This is a genomic window from Parvibaculum sp. (assembly GCF_019635935.1).
GTDB lineage: Bacteria > Pseudomonadota > Alphaproteobacteria > Parvibaculales > Parvibaculaceae > Parvibaculum.
This window is the reverse complement of sequence record NZ_JAHBYN010000001.1, coordinates 1203074-1223576: the sequence shown is the minus strand read 5'-3', so window position 1 is coordinate 1223576 and position 20503 is coordinate 1203074. Positions and strand designations below refer to the sequence as shown.

At 63.8% G+C, this 20503-nt stretch carries 23 protein-coding genes and 1 other RNA gene; 22 read left to right on the top strand and 2 right to left on the bottom strand.

From position 1 onward, the window contains the following. Nucleotides 1-31 precede the first annotated feature (31 nt). The 20 genes from KF719_RS06305 to aqpZ all read left to right on the top strand — a co-directional run bounded on the left by KF719_RS06305 (nucleotide 32) and on the right by aqpZ (nucleotide 17160). Nucleotides 32-298 (top strand): DUF4164 family protein, encoded by a 267-nt coding sequence (locus tag KF719_RS06305; RefSeq protein WP_293507865.1) that lies wholly within the window; start codon nucleotides 32-34, stop codon nucleotides 296-298. A 26-nt stretch (nucleotides 299-324) separates the two neighbouring features. After that, a complete protein-coding gene (gene zapA / locus KF719_RS06300) occupies nucleotides 325-684 on the top strand; it encodes a cell division protein ZapA (protein WP_293507864.1) in 360 nt (119 codons plus the stop codon). Nucleotides 685-753: 69 nt separating this feature from the next. After that, a non-coding RNA gene (ssrS, locus tag KF719_RS06295) (6S RNA) lies at nucleotides 754-910 on the top strand. A 27-nt stretch (nucleotides 911-937) separates the two neighbouring features. Next, a complete protein-coding gene (locus KF719_RS06290; protein WP_293507863.1) occupies nucleotides 938-1528 on the top strand; it encodes a 5-formyltetrahydrofolate cyclo-ligase in 591 nt (196 codons plus the stop codon). A gap of 2 nt (nucleotides 1529-1530) precedes the next feature. After that, nucleotides 1531-2346 (top strand): TIGR00282 family metallophosphoesterase, encoded by an 816-nt coding sequence (locus KF719_RS06285; RefSeq protein WP_293507862.1) that lies wholly within the window; start codon nucleotides 1531-1533, stop codon nucleotides 2344-2346. 5 nt (nucleotides 2347-2351) lie between these two features. Then, nucleotides 2352-3380, top strand: coding sequence for a glycosyltransferase (locus KF719_RS06280; protein WP_293507861.1), 1029 nt, complete (start codon nucleotides 2352-2354; stop codon nucleotides 3378-3380). 356 nt (nucleotides 3381-3736) lie between these two features. After that, complete coding sequence (locus tag KF719_RS06275) at nucleotides 3737-4483, top strand: YebC/PmpR family DNA-binding transcriptional regulator (RefSeq protein ID WP_293507860.1); 747 nt, start codon at nucleotides 3737-3739, stop codon at nucleotides 4481-4483. Between the two features lie 102 nt (nucleotides 4484-4585). Then, nucleotides 4586-5113 carry a crossover junction endodeoxyribonuclease RuvC gene (gene ruvC, locus KF719_RS06270; protein WP_293507859.1) on the top strand — a complete coding sequence of 176 codons (528 nt, stop codon included), beginning with the start codon at nucleotides 4586-4588 and terminating at the stop codon, nucleotides 5111-5113. Further along, on the top strand, nucleotides 5110-5724 hold the full coding sequence (ruvA, locus tag KF719_RS06265) for a Holliday junction branch migration protein RuvA (protein WP_293507858.1): 615 nt from the start codon (nucleotides 5110-5112) through the stop codon (nucleotides 5722-5724). The genes ruvC and ruvA overlap by 4 nt, the downstream gene beginning before the upstream one ends. Further along, a complete protein-coding gene (gene ruvB, locus KF719_RS06260) occupies nucleotides 5721-6773 on the top strand; it encodes a Holliday junction branch migration DNA helicase RuvB (protein ID WP_293507857.1) in 1053 nt (350 codons plus the stop codon). The genes ruvA and ruvB overlap by 4 nt, the downstream gene beginning before the upstream one ends. After that, nucleotides 6770-7240: a tol-pal system-associated acyl-CoA thioesterase gene (gene ybgC, locus KF719_RS06255; RefSeq protein ID WP_293507856.1), complete on the top strand. Its 471-nt coding sequence runs from the start codon at nucleotides 6770-6772 to the stop codon at nucleotides 7238-7240. The genes ruvB and ybgC overlap by 4 nt, the downstream gene beginning before the upstream one ends. 249 nt (nucleotides 7241-7489) lie before the next feature. After that, nucleotides 7490-8215 carry a protein TolQ gene (gene tolQ, locus KF719_RS06250; protein ID WP_293507855.1) on the top strand — a complete coding sequence of 242 codons (726 nt, stop codon included), beginning with the start codon at nucleotides 7490-7492 and terminating at the stop codon, nucleotides 8213-8215. 3 nt (nucleotides 8216-8218) lie between these two features. Further along, a complete protein-coding gene (locus tag KF719_RS06245) occupies nucleotides 8219-8677 on the top strand; it encodes an ExbD/TolR family protein (RefSeq protein WP_293507854.1) in 459 nt (152 codons plus the stop codon). Between the two features lie 9 nt (nucleotides 8678-8686). Next, on the top strand, nucleotides 8687-9505 hold the full coding sequence (locus KF719_RS06240; protein WP_293507853.1) for a hypothetical protein: 819 nt from the start codon (nucleotides 8687-8689) through the stop codon (nucleotides 9503-9505). A 93-nt stretch (nucleotides 9506-9598) separates the two neighbouring features. Next, nucleotides 9599-10876 (top strand): Tol-Pal system beta propeller repeat protein TolB, encoded by a 1278-nt coding sequence (gene tolB, locus KF719_RS06235; RefSeq protein WP_293510596.1) that lies wholly within the window; start codon nucleotides 9599-9601, stop codon nucleotides 10874-10876. Between the two features lie 405 nt (nucleotides 10877-11281). Further along, complete coding sequence (gene pal / locus KF719_RS06230) at nucleotides 11282-11722, top strand: peptidoglycan-associated lipoprotein Pal (protein ID WP_293510594.1); 441 nt, start codon at nucleotides 11282-11284, stop codon at nucleotides 11720-11722. Between the two features lie 135 nt (nucleotides 11723-11857). Further along, a complete protein-coding gene (gene ybgF, locus KF719_RS06225; protein WP_293507852.1) occupies nucleotides 11858-12805 on the top strand; it encodes a tol-pal system protein YbgF in 948 nt (315 codons plus the stop codon). A 40-nt stretch (nucleotides 12806-12845) separates the two neighbouring features. Further along, complete coding sequence (gene tilS, locus KF719_RS06220) at nucleotides 12846-14183, top strand: tRNA lysidine(34) synthetase TilS (protein ID WP_293507851.1); 1338 nt, start codon at nucleotides 12846-12848, stop codon at nucleotides 14181-14183. Nucleotides 14184-14354: 171 nt separating this feature from the next. Then, nucleotides 14355-16262: an ATP-dependent zinc metalloprotease FtsH gene (gene ftsH, locus KF719_RS06215; protein ID WP_293507850.1), complete on the top strand. Its 1908-nt coding sequence runs from the start codon at nucleotides 14355-14357 to the stop codon at nucleotides 16260-16262. Nucleotides 16263-16467: 205 nt separating this feature from the next. Beyond that, complete coding sequence (aqpZ, locus tag KF719_RS06210; RefSeq protein ID WP_293510593.1) at nucleotides 16468-17160, top strand: aquaporin Z; 693 nt, start codon at nucleotides 16468-16470, stop codon at nucleotides 17158-17160. A gap of 68 nt (nucleotides 17161-17228) precedes the next feature. Here aqpZ and KF719_RS06205 read toward each other — a convergent pair whose 3' ends face one another. Together KF719_RS06205 and KF719_RS06200 are read right to left on the bottom strand one after the other, a co-directional pair. Continuing rightward, nucleotides 17229-17552: a 2Fe-2S iron-sulfur cluster-binding protein gene (locus tag KF719_RS06205; protein WP_293507849.1), complete on the bottom strand. Its 324-nt coding sequence runs from the start codon at nucleotides 17550-17552 to the stop codon at nucleotides 17229-17231. A gap of 15 nt (nucleotides 17553-17567) precedes the next feature. Then, complete coding sequence (locus tag KF719_RS06200; protein ID WP_293507848.1) at nucleotides 17568-18836, bottom strand: cytochrome P450; 1269 nt, start codon at nucleotides 18834-18836, stop codon at nucleotides 17568-17570. A 170-nt stretch (nucleotides 18837-19006) separates the two neighbouring features. Between KF719_RS06200 and KF719_RS06195 the strand changes: the two genes are divergently transcribed. Continuing rightward, nucleotides 19007-19636, top strand: a complete 630-nt coding sequence (locus tag KF719_RS06195) for a TetR/AcrR family transcriptional regulator (RefSeq protein WP_293507847.1) — start codon at nucleotides 19007-19009, stop codon at nucleotides 19634-19636. A gap of 40 nt (nucleotides 19637-19676) precedes the next feature. After that, nucleotides 19677-20486 (top strand): dihydropteroate synthase, encoded by an 810-nt coding sequence (gene folP / locus KF719_RS06190; RefSeq protein WP_293507846.1) that lies wholly within the window; start codon nucleotides 19677-19679, stop codon nucleotides 20484-20486. Nucleotides 20487-20503: the final 17 nt, after the last annotated feature.

Here is a 20503-nt window from a genome sequence, read left to right as displayed (position 1 = left end):
GCCGAACGGCGCCTCGAAGCCGGACAAAAGCATGACCAAACTCGATTCGGCGATGGAGCGCTTCTCAAGCGCGGTCGACAGGCTTGAAGCGACGATCAATCGCCAGGTGGTGCGGCTGCAGGCGGCAAAGAGCCTGCAGGCACAAACCGATACGCTCAAGGAAGACAGGGCCGCGCTTGCCGAGGAGCTCGACCAGATGCGGTCGGAAGCGCGCCGCCTCAACGAACTCAATGAACGCGCTTCGGAGACGCTGGCGGATGCCATCGAAGGCATTCGCGAGGTATTGGCGGACGCCTGAGAGGGGCCGCGCCGAAAGGGATTTCGATGGGACAGGTCAAGGTTTCGCTGAACGATCGCACCTACACCGTTGCCTGCGGCGACGGCGAAGAAGATCACGTCCGCGAACTTGCCGCTTATATGAACAAGCATATGACGGCGCTGGCGCAGGAAGTCGGGCAAGTGGGCGATGCACGGTTGCTGCTGATGGCCGGGTTGCTGATTACCGACGAATTGTCGGAAGCGCTGCAAAAGACCAAATTGCTCGACCAGGAGATCGAAAATCTCTCCGGTGCGCGCTCCTCGGCGCTGGACCGGTCGCGGGAGGCGGAGGACGCGCTTGCCGACGTGCTCGACAATGCGGCGCGCCGCATCGAGGACCTTGCCAAGCGCATCGAGGCGGCGTGAGCCTCGTCCCTTTCCGTCCGGACGCTATGCGCTTGACCCGGGGGCCCTCGAAGGCCGATAGAATAGAGCCGGGTGCTGCCTGGTACGTCAGGAACACATACTCTCGGGGCCTTACGGTCCTCAAGGGAGCTGTCCCTGAGGGAGACCGTGGTCTCCTTCACACGGCGCCCACCTACGTTAGTAGGTCTCCGGGGAACGAAGTTCCAACGGCCAAGGTGGCCCCACCTTTCTCACCTTTTTCGGGATTGGCGGCATGAGTGCGGCGAAGCGCGCGGCGCGCGCGGCAGCGATCCTGCGTCGCGATGCCGCGCGGGATGCAGCCGGGCCCGACGCCGGCGCCCGCATCGCCGATCATTTTTTCAAAGCCGTTCTGTTGCCGCGGCAGGCCTCGATCGCCGGCTATGTGGCGATGGGAAGCGAAGCCGATCCGGCGGAGGTCATCGCGCGCGCCTCTGCGGCGGGTCATGTCTGTGCGCTGCCGCGCGTCGCGCACCAGGATGCGCCTCTGGTTTTTCTTCAATGGCGGCCGGGCGATGCGCTTGTCGCCGGTGCGCACGGGACGCGCGAGCCGGCGCCGGGCGCGCTCGCCTGCCGTCCCGATGTGGTGCTCGTGCCGCTGCTTGCCTTCGACGCCCGGGGCCGTCGCATCGGTTATGGCGGCGGCTATTACGACCGCACGCTGGCGGCGCTCCGCCACGAAGGCACCGGAATAGTGGCGGTCGGCATTGCCTTTTCGGCGCAGGAAGCCGAAGACCTGCCGGAAGAGGAATTCGATGCCCGGCTCGACTGGGTTGTAACCGAAACGGGCGCGCGCGCTTTCGCCGCCGCGCCGCGCGGAGTGTGATGATGAGACTGTTGTTTCTCGGCGATATTGTGGGCCGCAGCGGGCGGGATGCGCTGGTTGCCGAACTGCCGGGGTTGCGGCGGCAACTCGGGCTGGATTTCGTCATCGTCAATGGCGAGAACGCCGCCGGCGGATTCGGCATCACCGGCGCGATCTGCGACGATGTGTTCGACGCTGGCGCCGACGTCATCACGCTCGGTAATCATTCGTGGGATCAGCGCGAGGCGCTGGTTCATATCGAGCGGGAGCCGCGGCTGATCCGGCCGGTCAACTATCCGTCCGGTACGCCGGGACGCGGCGCGACGCTGGTGGAGAGTGCATCCGGCGCGCGCGTGCTGGTTGTGAACGCGCTCGGCCGCGTTTTCATGGAGGCGCTCGATTGTCCGTTTGAGGCGATCGACCGTCAGCTCGATGCCTGTCCGCTGGGACAGGCTGCGGATGCTATCGTGGTCGATATGCATGCCGAAGCGACGTCGGAGAAAATGGCGATGGGCCATTTCTGTGACGGCCGCGCGTCGCTTGTCGTCGGCACGCATAGCCATGTGCCGACGGCCGACGCACAGGTGCTTCCCGGCGGCACCGCGTACCAGACGGATGCAGGTATGTGCGGCGACTATAATTCGGTCATCGGAATGGAGAAGGACGAACCGCTCAACCGTTTCACCACAAAAATTCCAAGCGGGCGTTTTCAGCCGGCCATGGGGCCGGCGACGTTGTGTGGCGTGTTCGTGGAGACGGATGCGGCGTCGGGCCTTGCGCGGCGTGTCGAACCGGTTCGCATCGGCGGACGCCTGCGCGCCGCTTTACCGGAGACGTGAAGCAGATGCGGATCGTGTTAGTGGGCAACTACAATGAAAAGCGGGCGGGCGCCAATTTCTATGCGACGGTGCGCAAGCTGACGAACGGTTTTGTGCGCAACGGTCATCTGGTGATACCCTTCAGCGATCGCGACGTGGCGCGTGAACAGGGCCGTTTCGGCGTCGGACGTGGCGGCGAGGGCCACGTCAACCGGCGTTTGCTGGAGCTTTGCGAGAATTTCCGGCCAGACCTGCTGGTGCTGCTCCATGCCGACAAGATCAGAAACGACACTGTACGTAAACTGCGTTCCATGTTGCCTGCGCTTCGGGTCGCGACGGTCAATCTCGATGCGCTCTTTGTCGCAGAGAATGTCCAGCGCATCCGCCGTCAGGCGGAGGTCGCAGACGCGACTTTCCTGACGACGGCCGGTGACCATCTTCGCCAGTTTGTAACGCCGACGCATCGTGTCGCCTTCATTCCCAATCCGGCCGATCGTTCAATCGAGACGCTCGAATGTTTTGCCCGCGACGATCAGCCGTTCGACTTTTTGTGTGCGATAGGAACCGAACGGACGACGCCGAGGCGCGGCCAGTTCATGCGCGAGATCGCGGCCCGGGTGCCGGAGGCGCGCTATGCGTATTATGGACTGGCAGAGCGGCCTTACGTATATGGCAGCGCCTATTTCGAGGCGATCGCATCGGCGCGCATGGGCCTCAATCTCAACCGGGCCGATGACCATTATCTCTATTCGTCGGACCGTTTCGCCCAGTATGCCGGCAACGGGCTGCTCGTTTTCGTTTCGCGGTCGACCGGATATGACGAGATTTTTTCCGACGATGAATTCGCCTTCTACCGCGATCTCGACGAGTTAACGGAGCGGTTGCGCTATTTTCTGAAGAACGATGGCGAACGCCAGCGCGTCGCGCGTAACGGCCATGCGCGCTATCACGCGCTGTTCAGCGAGGTTTTGGTGGCGCGCTTCATCGAAGATGCTGTTTTCGACCGCGCGCCATCCGGCGACTATGCCTGGCCGACCGAAATTCACAGTTGCTGATACCGCAGAAAGCATCGCCCCGCCCCCGGCCTCCCGAGGTGGGTCAGGGGGCGGGGACGGGGCGGCCTGCCTACGCGTTGCGCGCGGGCTGCCCGGTTGCGGACTTGGGCGAGGCCGCGAAGCCGGGCTTGCTGCTTGTGTCACCGGTGTTGTGGGGAGGCTGGGCGAACCTCCGGGTGCCGGCGACGATCTGAAACTAGAGGTGAATCATTACATACACGTTAAAAGAGTATCAGTTTTATTAAAACACGCAATGCGTGTATTCGGGCGATAGTGGGCAGTGCTGGATTTTGACCGGTGCGGCTTCTATAAAAGCGCCCGAATCCAGCTTGCATCGATGGGTGTTGGGAGACGGAATGGCCGGCCATTCGCAATTCAAGAACATCATGTACCGCAAAGGCGCGCAGGATAAGAAGCGCGCCAAGATGTTCGCCAAGCTTGCCAAGGAAATTACCGTGGCGGCCAAGATGGGCCTGCCCGATCCGGAATATAATCCGCGGTTGCGGGCCGCCATTCAGGCGGCGCGCGCCGAGAACATGCCCAAGGACAATATCGAGCGGGCCATCAAGCGCAGCACCGATCAGGGCGGCGAAAACTACGAGGAAGTGCGCTACGAGGGGTTCGGGCCCGGCGGCATCGGCGTCATCGTCGAGACGCTGACCGACAACCGCAACCGGACGGCCGGCGAAGTGCGGGCCATATTCACCAAGAATGGCGGCAATCTGGGCGAAACCGGCTCGGTGTCCTTCATGTTCGACCGACTGGGATTGATCGAATATCCGGCGGACGCGGCCAGCGCCGACGCGATGATCGAGGCCGCCATCGACGCTGGCGCCGACGACTGCCAGTCGGGCCCGGAAACGCACGATCTCTACAGCGCACCCGACGCGCTGCATGAGGTCTCCAAGGCGCTTGAGGCCCGGTTCGGCGAACCGCGCTCGGCGCGCATCGTCTGGAAGCCGCAAAACACCATCTCTCTTGACGACGAGAAGGCCGAGACGGTGCTCAAGATGCTCGAAGCGCTGGACGACAACGACGATGTGCAGCAGGTTTATGCGAACTTCGAGATGTCCGATTCGGTGCTGGAGAAAATGTCGGCCTGAGCGATCTTTCCGGATCGGTCCATGCCGGAGCATTCCGGCCTCCGTCACGGATGTGAACCCGACAGACGGCCGCCGCCGATCTGTTTGGAGGACCAGCCGCCCATGCCGGCACCGCTCAGAATCCTCGGCATCGATCCCGGCCTCGGCGCGACCGGCTGGGGTGTCATCGAGACCGCAGGTTCGCGGCTCGTCCATCTTGCCAACGGCACTATCGTTTCCAATTCGAAATCGCCGCTCGCTCAACGGCTGGTCGAAATCGAAGCCGGGCTTCTCGATGTGCTCGATTGCCATGCGCCCGACGCCGCGGCCGTCGAACAGGCCTTTGTGGCGCGGGATGCTTCGGCGGCGCTGAAGCTCGGCCAGGCGCGGGCCGTTGCGCTGCTTGTCGTTGCGCGGGCCGGATTGCCGGTCGCCGAATATGCACCAAACCGGATCAAGAAGTCGGTCGTCGGCGCCGGTCACGCCGACAAGGCCCAGATCGCGCTGATGGTTGAAATGCTGCTGCCCGGAGCAAGGCCTGCCACCGAACATGCGGCCGATGCGCTTGCCATCGCCATTTGCCATGCGCATTCGGGCGGCGCCGACGAGCGGATCGCGGCGGCGCTGCTGCGGGCCGGGGCGGCACGATGATCGGCAAGCTCAAAGGCATGGTCGACTCGACCGGCGAGGACTGGGTGGTCGTCGATGTCGGCGGCGTCGGCTATCACGTCACCTGCTCAAGGCGAACGCTGGCGGCCCTTCCGTCGCCGGGCGGTGCGGTGACGCTTTCCATCGAAACCAAGATGAGCGACGACGCAATTCGCCTGATCGGGTTCACGAGCGATGGCGAGCGCGAGTGGTTTCGTTTGTTGCTCGGCGTACAGGGCGTCGGTACGCGCGTCGCGCTTGGTGTGCTGGGCGCGTTGACGCCGGCCGATCTTGCGCGCGCGATCGCGCTCGACGACAAGAAAGCGGTGTCGGCCGCGCCCGGCGTCGGTCCGAAAGTCGCGGCACGGATCGTTGCCGAACTGAAGGACAAGGCGCCGGCCGGCGCGGGGCTTGCCGTCGTTCTCAACGGCGCAGGCGGTGCCGATGCGTCCCCCCAATCCGAACCGATGCGCGATGCGGTGTCGGCGCTCGTCAATCTCGGCTATCCACAAGCGCAGGCGGCCGGCGCCGTTTCATCGGCAGCGCGCAGGCTGGATGACGATGCAAGCGCCGAGGCGCTGATCCGGCAGGGTCTGAAGGAACTGGCGCGATGACGGAACGCATTCTCGGCGCCGCGAAACGGCAGGAGGACGAACTGGAACGCTCGCTCCGGCCGCAGGTGCTTGCCGATTTCGTCGGGCAGGCGCGGGCGCGCGAAAACCTGTCGGTCTTCATCGAGGCGGCACGCGCCCGCGGCGAGGCGCTCGACCATGTGCTGTTTGCCGGACCGCCCGGCCTTGGAAAAACGACGCTCGCGCAGATCGTTGCACGCGAACTTGGCGTCAATTTCCGCGCGACATCGGGACCGGTGATTTCCAAGGCCGGCGACCTTGCGGCGCTTCTCACCAATCTCGAACCGCGCGACGTGTTGTTCATCGACGAAATTCACCGGCTGGCGCCGGCGGTCGAAGAAATTCTTTATCCGGCGATGGAGGATTTTCAACTCGATCTCATCATCGGCGAAGGCCCCGGCGCGCGCTCGGTCCGGATCGAGCTTGCGCCCTTCACGCTGATCGGCGCGACGACACGCACCGGCCTTCTGACGACGCCGCTGCGCGACCGCTTCGGCATTCCGGTCAGGCTCAATTTCTACGAGATTGCCGAACTCGAAAGCATCGTGCGGCGCGGCGCCGGCGTGCTCGGTGTCGAGATGACGCCGGACGGGGCGCATGAAATCGCGCGTCGGGCGCGCGGTACGCCGCGCATTGCCGGCCGGTTGTTGCGCCGGGTGCGCGATTTTGCGGTTGTCGAAGGCGCGCGTTCGATCGATGCGAAGACGGCAGACAAGGCGCTGCGACGCCTCGAAGTCGATGAGTTAGGGCTCGACGCGCTCGATCATCGCTACCTGCGCTGCATCGCCATCGGTTTTTCGGGCGGGCCGGTGGGCGTCGAGACGATTGCCGCCTCATTGTCCGAGCCACGCGATGCCATCGAGGAGATCATCGAGCCTTATCTGATCCAGAAAGCGCTGGTGAACCGGACGCCGCGCGGACGGATGTTGACGGCGGCGGCTTTCGCCCATCTCGGCATCGCGCCCCCGGAAGGCGGGCCGGCGGGGCAGGGCGCGCTTTTCGGCGGCGATGAAGGCGACGGCGGCAAATGAACGACTGGCCCGACCTTGCCGGCCGGATCGACGGCCAGGTGCATCGCCTGCCCGTCCGGGTCTATTACGAAGACACGGATTTCTCGGGCATCGTCTATCACGCGAATTATCTGCGGTTTGCCGAGCGGGGCCGTTCCGATTTCCTGCGGCTGGCGGGGGTCCATCACGCCGATCTTTTCGAGGGCGCCGACCCGCTTGCGTTCGCGGTTCATCGCATGGAGATCGATTTTCTGAAGCCCGCCCGGATCGACGACCGGCTCGAGGTCCGGACGCGATACGTACGTGCGAGCGGCGCGCGGATCGAAGCCGAGCAGACGATCCTGCGCATTGCCGATGGCGCCGATGGGGAGCCGATCTGGCGGGCCCGGGTCTTTGCGGCCTGTCTTGACGCGGCCGGCCGGCCGCGCCGCCTTCCCGCCGGGGTGCGGCAGGCGCTCGCGCCGTTCGTCGGTCCTGAAAGCGGTTAAACACGGAAGTAAGAGTTTCGTTCCTACGATGTTGTCGGCCCGCAACACAGCGACGCTAACCTCTTGAGATGCCACCCAATATCCGAACGCGCGCCACGGTAATGACATAATTGAAAGACTAACTTCGGCCTCAATTCGGGGGCACACATTCAACGGCAAGGCGCGGCGGGCAGGGTGCCCGGATGCGGATGCCGCGTCAGCGATGTGCCGCTCCCTGCATCGAGCCTGAAAGCACGGAGAGGCAATCTGATGGATCCCGCGACCACTGCCCAGATCATCACCGAGACGACGGTCGACGCCGCCGCCATGGACTTCTCCATGTGGGGGCTGTTCCTGCGTGCCGACATCGTCGTCAAGCTTGTGATGCTGGGTCTTCTCTTCGCCTCGGTCTGGTCCTGGGCGATCATCTTCGACAAGTGGTGGCGGTTTGCCCGTGTCGAACGGCGCGCCAACCAGTTCGAGCGCATCTTCTGGTCGGGCAGGTCGCTGGACGATCTTTATCAGGAAATGGGGCATCGGCCGCAGCATCCGCTCTCCGTGCTTTTCATCGCGGCGATGCGTGAGTGGCGGCGGTCGCAGGACATCGCTTCAAGCTCCTTTATCGGCCTCAAGGAACGCGTCGACAAAGTCATGCAGGTGACGATCTCGCGCGAGATCGTCAATCTCGAGAGCCGGCTTCTGTTCCTCGCGACCGTCGGCGCGACCGCGCCCTTTATCGGTCTCTTCGGCACGGTCTGGGGCATCATGAATGCGTTCCAGTCGATCGCGATCAGCCGCGATACCAACCTTGCCGTTGTGGCGCCGGGCATCGCGGAGGCGCTCTTTGCAACCGCGCTCGGCCTTCTCGCTGCTATTCCGGCGGTTATCTTCTACAACCGTTTCTCCAATCAGTTGTCGCGCATTGGCGGCCGGATGGAGAGTTTTGCCGACGAGTTTTCTGCGATCCTTTCGCGGCAACTCGATGAGCGGAGCTGATCGATGGGCATGTCGGTCGGAAACAAGGGCGTTCGACGCGGCCGTTTCGCGAGAGCGCCGATGTCCGAAATCAACGTGACGCCGGTTGTCGACGTCATGCTGGTGTTGCTGATCGTGTTCATGGTGGCCGCGCCGTTGCTGACGGTCGGTGTGCCGGTGGACCTGCCGAAGACGGCGGCTGCGCCGATTTCGGGCGACAATGAGCCGCTGACGATCACGCTGAACGGGCAGGGCGAGATTTTCGTGCAGGAAACACCCTCGCAACTCGACGCCATGGTCGAACAGCTTCTGGCGATTGCCGACAATGGCTACGAGCAACGCATCTTCGTGCGTGCCGATGGGTCGCTTCCCTATTCGGAGGTGATGAGGGTGATGGGTGTCATCAGTTCTTCGGGCTTCACGCGTGTTGCACTTGTGACCGAGTCCGAGATCAAGCCGGCCAGCAAGCCCGGAAACAGATAAACGGCGAGAATGCGTAATTCGGTTCTCTTTTCGGTCGCGGCGCATAGCGCGATTGTCGTGCTGGCGCTGGCGACGTTTCCGACACCCGAGGAGCTGCCCTCGGTGTCGACGCGCGCGTTGCCGGTGGATCTGATAACGATCGACGAGATGACCAATCTGAAGCGCCAGGAGAAGGTCGAAAAGCCGTTGCCGCCGGTCGAAGAGCCGGAGCCGCCAAAGGCGATCGAGCGCCCGCAGGCCGAAGCGCGCCCCGCGCCGGCGCCGCCACCGCCCCCCGAAAGGGAACCGGAACCCATTCCGGATAAGACGGTGGAAAAGAAAGACCCACCGAAGCCCGTGGAGAAGAAGGTCGAAAAGCCTGCGCCGCCGAAGAAGGAACCGGAGCGGAAATTCGACCCGAACCAGATCGCCGCGCTGCTCAACAAGGCGCCCGATGCGGCCTCGAAGCCGCAGCCCGCGCCCAGGGTCGAGGAAGCTTTTGACGCTCCGCGAACGGACGATCCGTCGATGCGCCTGACGCTCAGCGAGATGGATGCCTTCAAGGTGCAGATGCGCCGGTGCTGGAGCGTGCCGGCGGGCGCCCCCAATGCCGAGCAACTGGTTGTCAGGATCAAGGTATATCTCAACCAGGACGGGTCGCTGGCGCGGCCGCCGGAGTTGATGGACCGCACGAAGCTGATCACGGGCGGGGCGTATTATCAGGCAGCAGCCGACAGTGCCATGCGCGCCATACGCCTTTGCCAGCCGTTCACAATGCCCGCGGACAAATTTGCAAGCTGGCGGGAAATAGATCTCAGATTCGATCCAAGAGAAATGTTGGGCGGTTAGCCCGTCATCCGGGAGTTAAATGCAATGACCGATTTTCGCATACGACTGCAAGGTGGGCGGGGGCTCTATCGACTGGCGATTGCGACGTTCGTTATGGCGATGGCTTGTGCCATGCCGGCGCGCGCGGCGCTGCAGATCGATATCACCGAGGGCCATGTCGACCCCTTGCCCATCGCCATCGTCGATTTCCTGGGGGCGGCGGATCAGGAGAGTTCGGTCGGCGCCGATATTGCCGGTGTCGTCACCAACAATCTGGAGCGCTCGGGTCTTTTTCGGCCTTTGCCCAAGGCGGCCTTCATCGAGAAGCTCAGCGACATCAACGTTCAGCCGCGCTTCGGCGACTGGCGCATCATCAATTCGCAGGCGCTTGTCACCGGCCAGGCCCGCATGGAGTCCGATGGACGTCTGCGTGTCGAATTCCGTCTCTGGGATGTCTATGCCGAGCAGCAGCTTACCGGCCTTCAATTTTTCACGACGCCGGACAACTGGCGGCGCATCGCGCATCTGATTTCGGATGCGATCTACAAGCGTCTGACGGGCGAGGATGGATATTTCGACACCCGCGTCGTTTATGTCTCGGAGACCGGACCGAAGAACAACCGCGTCAAGCGTCTGACCATCATGGATCAGGACGGACACAATCCGCGCATGCTGACCAATGGCCGCGAACTTGTGCTGACGCCGCGCTTCAGCCCCAACTCGCAAGAGATCACCTATCTCGCCTATCGAAACAATCAGCCGCGCGTCTATGTGCTGGACATCGAGACCGGTCAACAGGAAGTCGTTGGCGAGTTTCCGGGCATGACGTTCGCGCCGCGCTTCTCGCCGGACGGCCAGAAGATCATCATGAGCCTGCAACGCGGCGGCAATGCCGACATTTACACGATGGACCTTCGCAGCCGTCAGGTGACGCGCCTGACGAACACGGCGGCCATCGACACGTCGCCGAGCTACTCGCCTGACGGGCGCCAGATTGCCTTCGAATCCGACCGAGGCGGTTCGCAGCAGATCTATGTGATGAATGCGGATGGCTCCAACCAGCGGCGCATCAGCTTCGGTCAGGGCAGCTATGCCACGCCCGTCTGGTCGCCGCGCGGCGACCTGATTTCCTTCACCAAGATTTCGGGTGGACGCTTCGTCATCGGCGTCATGCGCCCGGACGGCACCGGCGATCGTGTGCTGACCGAGGGCTATCACAATGAGGGGCCGACATGGGCGCCCAATGGGCGGGTGCTGATGTTCTTCCGCGAAACGCGGGGTGCGCAGGGCGGTCCGAGCCTCTGGTCGGTCGATGTGACCGGTCACAACGAGCGGCCGGCGCCGACCCCGACTTTCGCATCTGATCCGGCCTGGTCTCCGCGGATTCAGTGACGGGTTGCCGGGTTGGCTGTCCAAAACGGTCGCATAAACCCCCTGTCTCATCATTGATGTAAAAATGTCACGTTAGTTTGATCTAAAAGTCGAGGAATAGCAGGCGCTTCTTGCGCAAGATTCTGTGCTGTGGCACATATGCTGTTGCGGTACAGCAACCCCCAGCGTCGGCCAATTGTGGGCGATGCGAGCTGGCCCCCGGGGGTACCCGGGCCAGTGAGGATTTGTATGCGGCTTTCTCCGGATAAATCGGGCGCTGCCTGTTTTGTCGGGGGGCGTCTCGTGCAAAAGTAGCAAATCGATTGAGCGCTGAGGCGCCATGGCCGCTGAGATCAAAAGGAGATCACCCGAATGAAGTCCCCGAACGCTGGCCTGCGGATTGCCGCTGTGGCCGCTGCTTTCTTCATGTTGGCCGCTTGCAGCTCGACCGCCACGGATACTGGCGGTTCGTCCTCAGGGGCAGGCGCCATCACCCCCGGTACGCAGGAAGATCTGGTTGCCAATGTCGGCGACCGCGTTTTCTTCGACACCGACAAGTCGTCGCTCAGCGATGAAGCCCGCGCCACCCTGCAGCGTCAGGCGGCGTGGATGGCCCTCTACCCGAACCTGACCTTCACGCTCGAAGGGCATGCCGACGAACGTGGCACCCGCGAATACAACCTTGCGCTCGGTGGCCGTCGCGCCAACGCGGCGAAAGACTATCTCGTCAGCCTCGGCGTCAATGCCGGCCGTATCAACACCGTGTCCTACGGCAAAGAGCGTCCGGTCTGCCTCGACTCCAACGAGAGCTGCTGGGGCCAGAACCGTCGCGCCGTGACGGTGGTTGCGTCCGGCGTCGCGAGCTAAACGGTCTCGTTGCCGGGAAGCACGTCCAATCGGGAGCGCTCTTCCGCAAATCGCGGAAGAGCGCTTCTTCGATTCGGGCCCGGAATGTTCACGCCCCAATTTTGTCGTAGTTGCAGCTAGGATGCGGAGGATCGAGTGAGACACGCATTGGAGGTTCGATTGCGCTCCGGTTTCCGGCCGAAATATACCGTCCTCCGGGCCGCCGCCGTGCTGGCCCTGGCCGGATTGCCGATGCTTGCCGCGGATCGCGCAGGCGCGCAGTCGGGCGGGGACTTCGACATGCGCGCGATCGGCAACCGGCTCGACCGGATCGAGCGCGAAATCACCGACCTTCAGCGGCAGAGCTATAGCGGCGGCGGATCGACCGGCGCACCGACATCGCTCAGCGGCGGCGGCGCAGGCGCGGCCGATGCGCAGTCGCGTATTTTCGAACTCGAAGAGCAGGTCCGCCGTCTCAATGGCAATCTGGAAGAGATGGGCTATCGCATCGAGCAGATGAGCCAGGAGCTGCAACGCTTCAAGGCCGACACGGAGCTGCGCTTTCAGGATGCGCAAGGCGGAGGCGGTGCTTCCGCCGCCGTCAGCGGCGCATCGGGCGGCGCCATGGCGCCCGTCAACGATGACGGCGAACGCGGGCCCGGTCCGGCGACGGCCGAAGGCACGCTTGGCACGGCGCCGGTCGCTTCCGTGCTGCCTCAGGGCACGCCGCAGGTACAGTATGATTTTGCGATCGATCTGATGAAGCGCGGCCAATACGACCAGGCGCGGGCGGCCTTCATCGAGTTTCTGCAACTCCATCCGAAGGACACGCTGGCGGGCAACGCGCAATATTGGCTCGGCGAGACCTATTATGCGCAGAACCGCCACAAGGAAGCCGGCGACGCCTTCCTGACCGGCTATACGACCTATTCGTCGAGCAACAAGGCGCCCGACAGTCTGCTGAAACTGGGGATGAGCCTCAACGCGCTCGGCAACAAGGACGCCGCCTGCACGGTGTGGAGCGAGCTCGGTTCACGGTTTCCGCAAGCTTCGCCCGCCGTCGTCGCGCGCAACAAGCTGGAGCGCGAGAAGGCCGGCTGCTGATTGCCGGCCGAAGGCCGCCACCGCAGAGGGATGAAGTCCGATGCATGTTCGAGAAGATCCGGCGCCGTCCGGCCAGCTTCCCGTTCTGCCGGACGAATTCGCCGGGCGGCTGCGCCGCCACAATCCGTCGAACGTCATTGCCGTCGCATTTTCGGGCGGGCCGGATTCGCTGGCGCTGCTGATCCTTGCCGCCGCATGGGCGCGCGGTCGGCCGGGTGTGCGGCTCGTCGCGCTGACCGTCGATCACGGTCTTCGCGCCGGCTCGGCCGCGGAGGCCGTGACAGCGGCGCGGCTCGCCGCCACGCTCGGCGTGCCTCACCGTATTTTGACATGGACGGAACCAAAGCCCGGCAGCGGCATCCAGGCGGCAGCGCGCGAGGCGCGGTACCGTTTGCTCGCCGCGGCGTGCCGCGAGGCCGGTGCGGGCGATCTTCTCGTCGCTCATCATCTCGAAGATCAGGCTGAAACCTTCCTGCTGCGTCTGCGCCGGGGAAGCGGTGTCGATGGGCTTGCAGCCATGCCGGAGGCGCGTGCGCTCGATGCAGGCACTCCGCCATTGCGGCTGTTGCGGCCGCTGCTCGACCTGCCGCGCGCCCGGCTCGCCGCGACGGTGGCGCAGGCCGGGCTTACGCCCGTGCTCGATCCGAGTAATGAGAATGACCGTTTCGACCGCGTCAAGATTCGTCAGGCGATGAGCGCGCTCGAAGCGCTTGGTTTCGACGCCGCCGGTCTTGCCGACACCGCAGGCCGCATGGCGCGGGCACGCGCCGCGCTGGAGGCACAAACGGCCGCGTTGCTTGACGCATATGCCGTGCTGTCGCGTTTCGGCCATGTCGAGGTCGAGGCGGCAGGCTTTGCGCGCGCATCCGCCGAAACGCGCCTGCGGGCGCTTGCCGCCATCCTGAAATGTGTGGGCGGGCGCGCCTATGGACCGCGCATGGACGGGCTGGTTGCGCTCGATGCGTCGCTCGCCGACGGCACGCTGGGCCGGGGGCGGACGCTCAACGGCGTCAAGTTCTCGCTGGCGCGGGGACGGTTGCTGGCTGTCAGGGAGCTGGCGGCCGCGCGGAAGTCAGCGCCGCTACGTCTTGCGCCGGGTGCGACCGGAACATGGGACGGCCGTTTCGATGTCCGTCTGGATACGGCGGGCTCGCATTCGTATCTCGATGTGCGGGCGCTCGGGGCCGAGGGGCTTGGCCTGCTGGCGTCGGCGGGCCTCGCCTTGCCTCTGGCGCCCCGAACCGCGCTCGCGGCCCTTCCGGCGCTCTGGGCGGGGCCGGTGCCGGTTTCCGTGCCTCATTTGGGGACACTCGACGCGGCGGTCAAAGCCGAGGCGACAATCGTCCCACGCGAATTTTTTGCCCAAATTCGCGGCTGACTGCCTTGCGCACCGCCTCTTCAGGATTGTGGGAAAGCCGCCCAAAGGGCTTGGTAAACCTTTATGTGGTCACTATGTTTCTCATAGATTAGAAACAGTCGAGAGCAGGGGCCGCCTCTGGCACATCCCCTGCACAGCCGAGCCTGTCTTCAGGTAGGGAAGGTCAAGCCTTTGTCCAATTTCAAGAATTTCGCCGTCTGGGTCCTGGGTGCGCTGCTTTTGATCGCGCTCTTCAATCTTTTCCAGGGGCCGGCGCCGCAAAGCGGTACGTCGACCGAGATCAATTTCTCGCGCCTCCTTTCCGATGTGGAAGCGGGCACGGTGCGCGAGGTGACGATTCAGGGCGAAAAGATCACCGGGCAATATACCGACGGGCGGCGGTTCTCGACATTCGCGCCCGCCGACCCGACGCTGGTCAACCGGCTCTACGACAAGGGCGTCCAGATCACCGCCAAGCCGTCGGATGAAAACGTGCCCTCGCTTCTCGGCGTGCTCGTTTCCTGGTTCCCGATGCTGCTGCTGATCGCGGTGTGGATTTTCTTCATGCGCCAGATGCAGGGCGGCGGCGGCAAGGCCATGGGCTTCGGCAAATCGAAGGCGAAGCTCCTCACCGAGCGTCATGGCCGTGTCATGTTCGACGACGTCGCCGGCATCGACGAAGCCAAGGACGACCTCACCGAGATTGTCGACTTCCTGCGCGATCCGGCAAAGTTCCAGCGCCTTGGCGGCCGCATCCCGAAAGGCGTGCTGCTGGTCGGTCCGCCCGGCACCGGCAAAACATTGCTGGCGCGCGCGATCGCCGGCGAGGCCAACGTTCCGTTCTTCACGATTTCCGGTTCCGACTTCGTCGAGATGTTCGTCGGCGTCGGCGCGAGCCGTGTGCGCGACATGTTCGAGCAGGCGAAGAAGAACGCGCCCTGCATCATCTTCATCGACGAAATCGATGCGGTCGGCCGTCATCGCGGCGCCGGTCTCGGCGGCGGCAATGACGAGCGCGAGCAGACGTTGAACCAGTTGCTGGTCGAGATGGACGGTTTCGAGCCCAATGAAGGCATTATCCTGATCGCGGCGACCAACCGTCCCGACGTTCTCGATCCGGCGCTGTTGCGCCCGGGCCGCTTCGACCGTCAGGTCGTGGTGCCGAACCCGGATGTCATCGGCCGCGAAAAGATTCTGAAAGTCCACATGAAGAAGGTGCCGCTGGCGCCGGATGTCGAGCCGCGCACGATTGCACGGGGCACGCCCGGCTTCTCGGGCGCCGATCTTGCGAACCTCGTCAACGAAGCGGCGCTAATGGCGGCCCGTCGTGGCAAACGCCTCGTCACCATGGCCGATTTCGAGGACGCCAAGGACAAGGTGATGATGGGCGCCGAGCGCCGCTCGATGGTGATGACCGAAGAGGAAAAGAAACTCACGGCCTATCACGAAGGCGGACATGCGCTGGTGGCGCTGCACATGCCGGAATCCGATCCGATCCACAAGGCGACGATCATTCCGCGCGGCCGTGCGCTCGGCATGGTGATGCGTCTGCCCGAACGCGACCAGCTTTCGGTGACGCGCGCCAAGCTCAAGGCCGACCTTGCGGTTGCCATGGGCGGACGGATCGCCGAGGAAGTGATCTTCGGTCACGACAAGGTGACGTCGGGTGCGTCGTCCGACATTTCGATGGCGACCAAGATGGCGAAAGCCATGGTCACGCGCTGGGGCATGAGCGACAAGCTCGGGCCGCTCGCCTATCAGGACAATGAGGAAGAAGTGTTCCTCGGTCATTCGGTGGCGCGCCACCAGAACATGTCCGAGGAGACACAGCGCCAGATCGATGCCGAAGTGCGGCGCATCGTCGAGGAAGGCTACGAGACCGCCCGGAAGGTCATCAACGAGCGCATCGAAGATCTGCATACGATCGCCAAGGGTCTGCTCGAGTTTGAAACCCTGTCGGGCGACGAGATTTCCGGCCTGCTGAAGGGTGAGTTGCCGGTGCGTGAACGCGGCGAACCCGAAAAGGCCGATGTCGGTCCGGTTTCCTCCGTGCCGACGACAGGTCCCATCGGTGCGCCGCCCGCCCCGCAGGGAACATAAGCTCCGCAGGGCAACTGAACCGGGCCGCCGGACGTTGAATTGAGATTGGAAAGGGAGGCTTCGGCCTCCCTTTTCTGTTCTGTTTGTCAATCGCGCCCGGCGGCGTTGCTCCTTGTTTCTCCGATAGACGATTGATCCGTCCCCCGCTTATTCTTGTCTGCCGCAAGCGTGACAGCGGTTCAAATCGAGGGGGAAACTCGTGGCACTGACAAAGCGTCTCACGGCCGAATTCATCGGCACTTTCTGGCTTGTCTTCGGTGGTTGCGGCAGCGCTGTATTGGCGGCGGCCTTTCCGGAGGTGGGCATCGGGCTCGTTGGCGTGTCGCTCGCCTTTGGCCTCACGGTCCTCACCATGGCCTATGCCATCGGCCATATTTCCGGCTGTCATCTCAACCCGGCCGTCAGTATCGGCCTCTATATCGGTGGCCGCTTCGACGCCAAGGATCTCCTGCCCTACATTGTCGTTCAGGTGCTCGGGGCGATTGCGGCGGCGGCTCTTCTCTACCTCATCGCTTCGGGCAAGGCCGGTTACGATATCGGGGTCAATGGTCTCGCGGCCAACGGCTACGGCGAGAAATCGCCCGGTGGCTACGGTCTGCAATCGGCCGCCATCATCGAGGTCGTTCTGACTTTCGGTTTCCTCATTGTCATTCTGGGGGCGACCGACAAGCGAGCGCCTGCGGGCTTTGCGGGTATTTCGATCGGTCTTTCGCTGGCGCTGATCCATCTCATCAGCATTCCGGTGACCAACACATCGGTCAATCCGGCGCGCAGCACAGGCCCGGCGATTTTCGAGGGCGGCGTTGCTCTCGACCAGCTCTGGCTTTTCTGGGCGGCGCCCATCGCGGGCGCGATTCTGGCCGGCCTCGTCTACAAATGGCTTGGCAAGGCGGATTAGGAGCTCTCACATCGAAATGGAAAGGGAGGCCCACGGCCTCCCTTTTTTCTTTGCGGCAATCGCGTCTGTCAGTGCTGCCGGTCGGGCAGGCGCAGCACCAATCCGTCGAGCGCGTCGTTCAGTGTGATCTGGCAGGCGAGGCGGCTTCGCTCGTTCACGTCTTCGGCGAATTCAAGCATGCTCTTTTCAAGGCCGTCCGCCGCCGGGCCTGTCTTCGCGAGCCATTCCGGATCGACATAGATGTGGCAGGTGGCGCAAGCGGCCGCGCCGCCGCAGTCGCCGTCGATGCCGGGCACACCGTGCTTCACCGCGGCTTCCATCGCCGAGATGCCGTTTTCGGCCTCGACCGTATGAGCCCTGCCGCTTGCCTCGATGTAGTTGACCTTCGTCATTTCTTTCGCTCCTCCTCAGTATGCGTGCAGCTTCACCGGCAGTGAGGCATAGCCGCGCACGAAATTGGAACGCACGCGCACCGGTTCGCCCGTCACTTCGATGCGCGAGAAACGCTTCAACACCTCTTCCCAGAGAATTTTCAATTGCATCTCCGCAAGCCGGTTGCCGACGCAGCGGTGAATGCCGAAGCCGAATGACAGGTGCTGACGGGCGCGGGGACGGTCGATGATGAAATCGTCCGGCCGTTCGATCACCTCATCGTCGCGGTTTCCGGAGACGTACCACATCACCACCTTGTCGCCCTTGCGGATGGTTTTGCCGCCGAGTTCGGCATCGGCGATCGCGGTGCGGCGCATATGCGAGAGCGGTGTTTGCCAGCGGATGATTTCCGACACCATGTTTTCGATGAGGCCCGGATTGCCATACAGCTTCTCCCGTTCCTTCGGGTTCCGGTCGAGAGCCAGAACACCGCCTGTCATCGAGTTGCGCGTCGTGTCGTTGCCGCCGACGATGAGCAGCACGACATTGCCGAGATAGTTCTCCGGCGTCATGTTCCGCGTGGCAGGTGAGTGGGCGAGCATCGAAATCAGGTCCGAGCCCGGTTCGGCGTTGACACGCTCGTTCCACAGCCGGCCGAAATAATTGGCGCAGTCCATCAACTCCGCATTGCGCTGCTCCCAACTGTCGATGATACCGCTGCCGGGCTCGGCAACCGTCACGTCGGACCAGCGCGTCAGCTTTGCACGGTCCTCGAAGGGGAAGTCGAACAAGGTGGCGAGCATCTGTGTCGTCAGTTCGATCGAGACGGCGGGCACCCAGTCGAATTCCTCGCCGACCGGCAATCCGTCCAGCACACGTCCGACGCGCTCGCGGATCGTGCCTTCGAGCCGTGCGAGGTTCGCGGGCGCGACGATGGGGCTCACAGCCTTGCGTTGCTCGTCATGCCGGGGCGGGTCCATGCCGATGAAATTCGGCAGGTCCATGCCGCCGCCGCCGCTCTTCTGGATGTTGTCGTCGATCAGGATGCCGCCAAGGCTCGCTTCCGAGGAAAACACCTGGTGGTTCGTGTCGACCGCCATGATGTCCTTGTACTTCGTGATCGACCAATAGGGCCCATAGGCGCTTTCGGCGCAGTAGTGCACCGGATCTTCGCGGCGCAGGCGGGCGAAATAGTCGCCTTCGACATTGCGTTCGAAAAGCTCGGCCCGGCTCACGTCGATCCGGTCGAGGGGGAGGCTGTCGGCCTCCGTGGCTTTGGCGGTCGCGGATGCAAGTGCGGTCATGGCGGTTCCTCCCCAGATGGCCTCATTCTCGCTATTGAGTAATATATCAATAGTAATTGAGCAAAGAGTCAATATGGGTTGAAATGCCCCATCCGCCGGCGGAACGTGCCGGTCCGATCCGTCTATACTCGGCCCGGAAATCCGCCGATTCCCGAAGGAGACCGCTCGCCTTGACCGCTGCCCGAACCGTCCGCACGAGGCTTTCGCCATCGGCCCGCCGCGCCCAGCTTCTCGAATGCGCGCTTGCGGCCTTCGCCGAGCATGGCGTCGCGCGGGCGACGCATTCCCATGTTGCGGAGCGGGCGGGCGTCTCGGTTCCCGCCGTCCATTCCTATTTTCGTACGCGCGAAGACCTTGTTGCCGCCGTTCTGGACGAGGTGGAGGCCTATCTCATCCATATCGTTTCGTCGTCGCTTGGCGGTCCAAAAACCGTCGCCGAGGCGCTTGAAGCGCTTGCTGTCAACTTCGCGCGCGATGCGACGGAGAAGCCGGACATGATCAAGGTCTGGCTCGACTGGAGCACCGGCGTGCGCGCGGATGTCTGGCCGCGTTACATGGATGTGCTCGAACGTTTGCATGGCATCGCGCAAAAGGTGCTGGAGCGCGGCAAGCGGGAAGGGATCATTCCCGCCACTCTTGATGTGAAGGCGGCGGCGCGTGTCTATCTCGGCGGCGGGCACACGGTGGCGCTCATGCAGTTTTCCGGCGCAAAGCCCCGCGAGTTCGATGCGGTGATCGAACAGCTTGTTCGCTCCGCCATGGGTGTCGGATTCGATGCGCCACTCAATTCGCCCGGCTGACCCCGCTCGCCGCCACCGCGCCGCCGTGCTAGAAACCGCCATGTTCCAGCGCCCGCTTATCCTCGGCATCGTCAACATTACGCCGGACTCATTCTCCGACGGCGGAAAGTATTTCACGCCTGAGGCCGCCATCGCTCATGCGCGCCGGCTGGTCGCCGATGGGGCGCATATCGTCGATCTCGGGCCGGCCTCGTCCAATCCCGATGCGGCGCCCGTCCCGCCCGAAGAAGAAATACGCCGCCTCGCGCCGGTGCTGGAGGCGCTCGCCGCCGAGGGCATCGCCGTTTCGGTCGACAGCTTCCGGCCGGAGACGCAAGCGCATGCGCTCGCTCACGGCGCGCACTACCTGAACGACATTCACGGCTTCGATGCGCCGCAATTTTACCCGGCGCTGGCGGCCTCCGATGCGCGCCTGATCCTGATGCACTCGATCCAGGAAAGCGGCAATGCCGACCGCCGCGCCGCGCCCGAGGGCGACATCGTCGAACATGTCAGCCGCTTCTTCGAGGCACGGATCGGGCGGCTCGAAAAGGCCGGCATCCCGCGCGACCGCCTGATCCTCGATCCCGGCATGGGCTTCTTTCTGGGGCCGACGCCTGAGACCTCGTTCGAGGTGCTGGCGCGGCTCGGCGCGCTCAAATCCCGTTTCGGGCTGCCGCTGCTCGTCTCGGTTTCGCGGAAATCCTTCCTGCGCGCGGTCACCGGCCGGGCGCCAGCGGAGGCGGGCGCCGCCAGCCTTGCGGCCGAACTTCTTGCGGCAATCGGCGGGGCGGACTACATCCGCACGCATGAGCCGCGGCCGCTTGCCGACGCGCTTGCCGTTCATTCGGCCCTGAAAGCCCGCCAATGAAAGATTTGGCAAGAAAA

Bases quoted from the DNA above. Each gene is read 5' to 3' on its own strand.
- KF719_RS06200 (WP_293507848.1), bottom strand. From the start codon at position 18,836: ATGACCGCACTTGCATCCGCGACCGCCAAAGCCACGGAGGCCGACAGC.
- KF719_RS06280 (WP_293507861.1), top strand. From the start codon at position 2,352: ATGCGGATCGTGTTAGTGGGCAACTACAATGAAAAGCGGGCGGGCGCC.
- ruvB (WP_293507857.1), top strand. From the start codon at position 5,721: ATGACGGAACGCATTCTCGGCGCCGCGAAACGGCAGGAGGACGAACTG.
- KF719_RS06305 (WP_293507865.1), top strand. From the start codon at position 32: ATGACCAAACTCGATTCGGCGATGGAGCGCTTCTCAAGCGCGGTCGAC.
- ruvA (WP_293507858.1), top strand. From the start codon at position 5,110: ATGATCGGCAAGCTCAAAGGCATGGTCGACTCGACCGGCGAGGACTGG.
- tolQ (WP_293507855.1), top strand. From the start codon at position 7,490: ATGGATCCCGCGACCACTGCCCAGATCATCACCGAGACGACGGTCGAC.
- KF719_RS06205 (WP_293507849.1), bottom strand. From the start codon at position 17,552: ATGACGAAGGTCAACTACATCGAGGCAAGCGGCAGGGCTCATACGGTC.
- ruvC (WP_293507859.1), top strand. From the start codon at position 4,586: ATGCCGGCACCGCTCAGAATCCTCGGCATCGATCCCGGCCTCGGCGCG.
- KF719_RS06240 (WP_293507853.1), top strand. From the start codon at position 8,687: ATGCGTAATTCGGTTCTCTTTTCGGTCGCGGCGCATAGCGCGATTGTC.
- pal (WP_293510594.1), top strand. From the start codon at position 11,282: ATGTTGGCCGCTTGCAGCTCGACCGCCACGGATACTGGCGGTTCGTCC.
- KF719_RS06275 (WP_293507860.1), top strand. From the start codon at position 3,737: ATGGCCGGCCATTCGCAATTCAAGAACATCATGTACCGCAAAGGCGCG.
- zapA (WP_293507864.1), top strand. From the start codon at position 325: ATGGGACAGGTCAAGGTTTCGCTGAACGATCGCACCTACACCGTTGCC.
- tolB (WP_293510596.1), top strand. From the start codon at position 9,599: ATGGCGATGGCTTGTGCCATGCCGGCGCGCGCGGCGCTGCAGATCGAT.
- KF719_RS06290 (WP_293507863.1), top strand. From the start codon at position 938: ATGAGTGCGGCGAAGCGCGCGGCGCGCGCGGCAGCGATCCTGCGTCGC.
- tilS (WP_293507851.1), top strand. From the start codon at position 12,846: ATGCATGTTCGAGAAGATCCGGCGCCGTCCGGCCAGCTTCCCGTTCTG.
- folP (WP_293507846.1), top strand. From the start codon at position 19,677: ATGTTCCAGCGCCCGCTTATCCTCGGCATCGTCAACATTACGCCGGAC.
- KF719_RS06285 (WP_293507862.1), top strand. From the start codon at position 1,531: ATGAGACTGTTGTTTCTCGGCGATATTGTGGGCCGCAGCGGGCGGGAT.
- KF719_RS06245 (WP_293507854.1), top strand. From the start codon at position 8,219: ATGGGCATGTCGGTCGGAAACAAGGGCGTTCGACGCGGCCGTTTCGCG.
- ybgC (WP_293507856.1), top strand. From the start codon at position 6,770: ATGAACGACTGGCCCGACCTTGCCGGCCGGATCGACGGCCAGGTGCAT.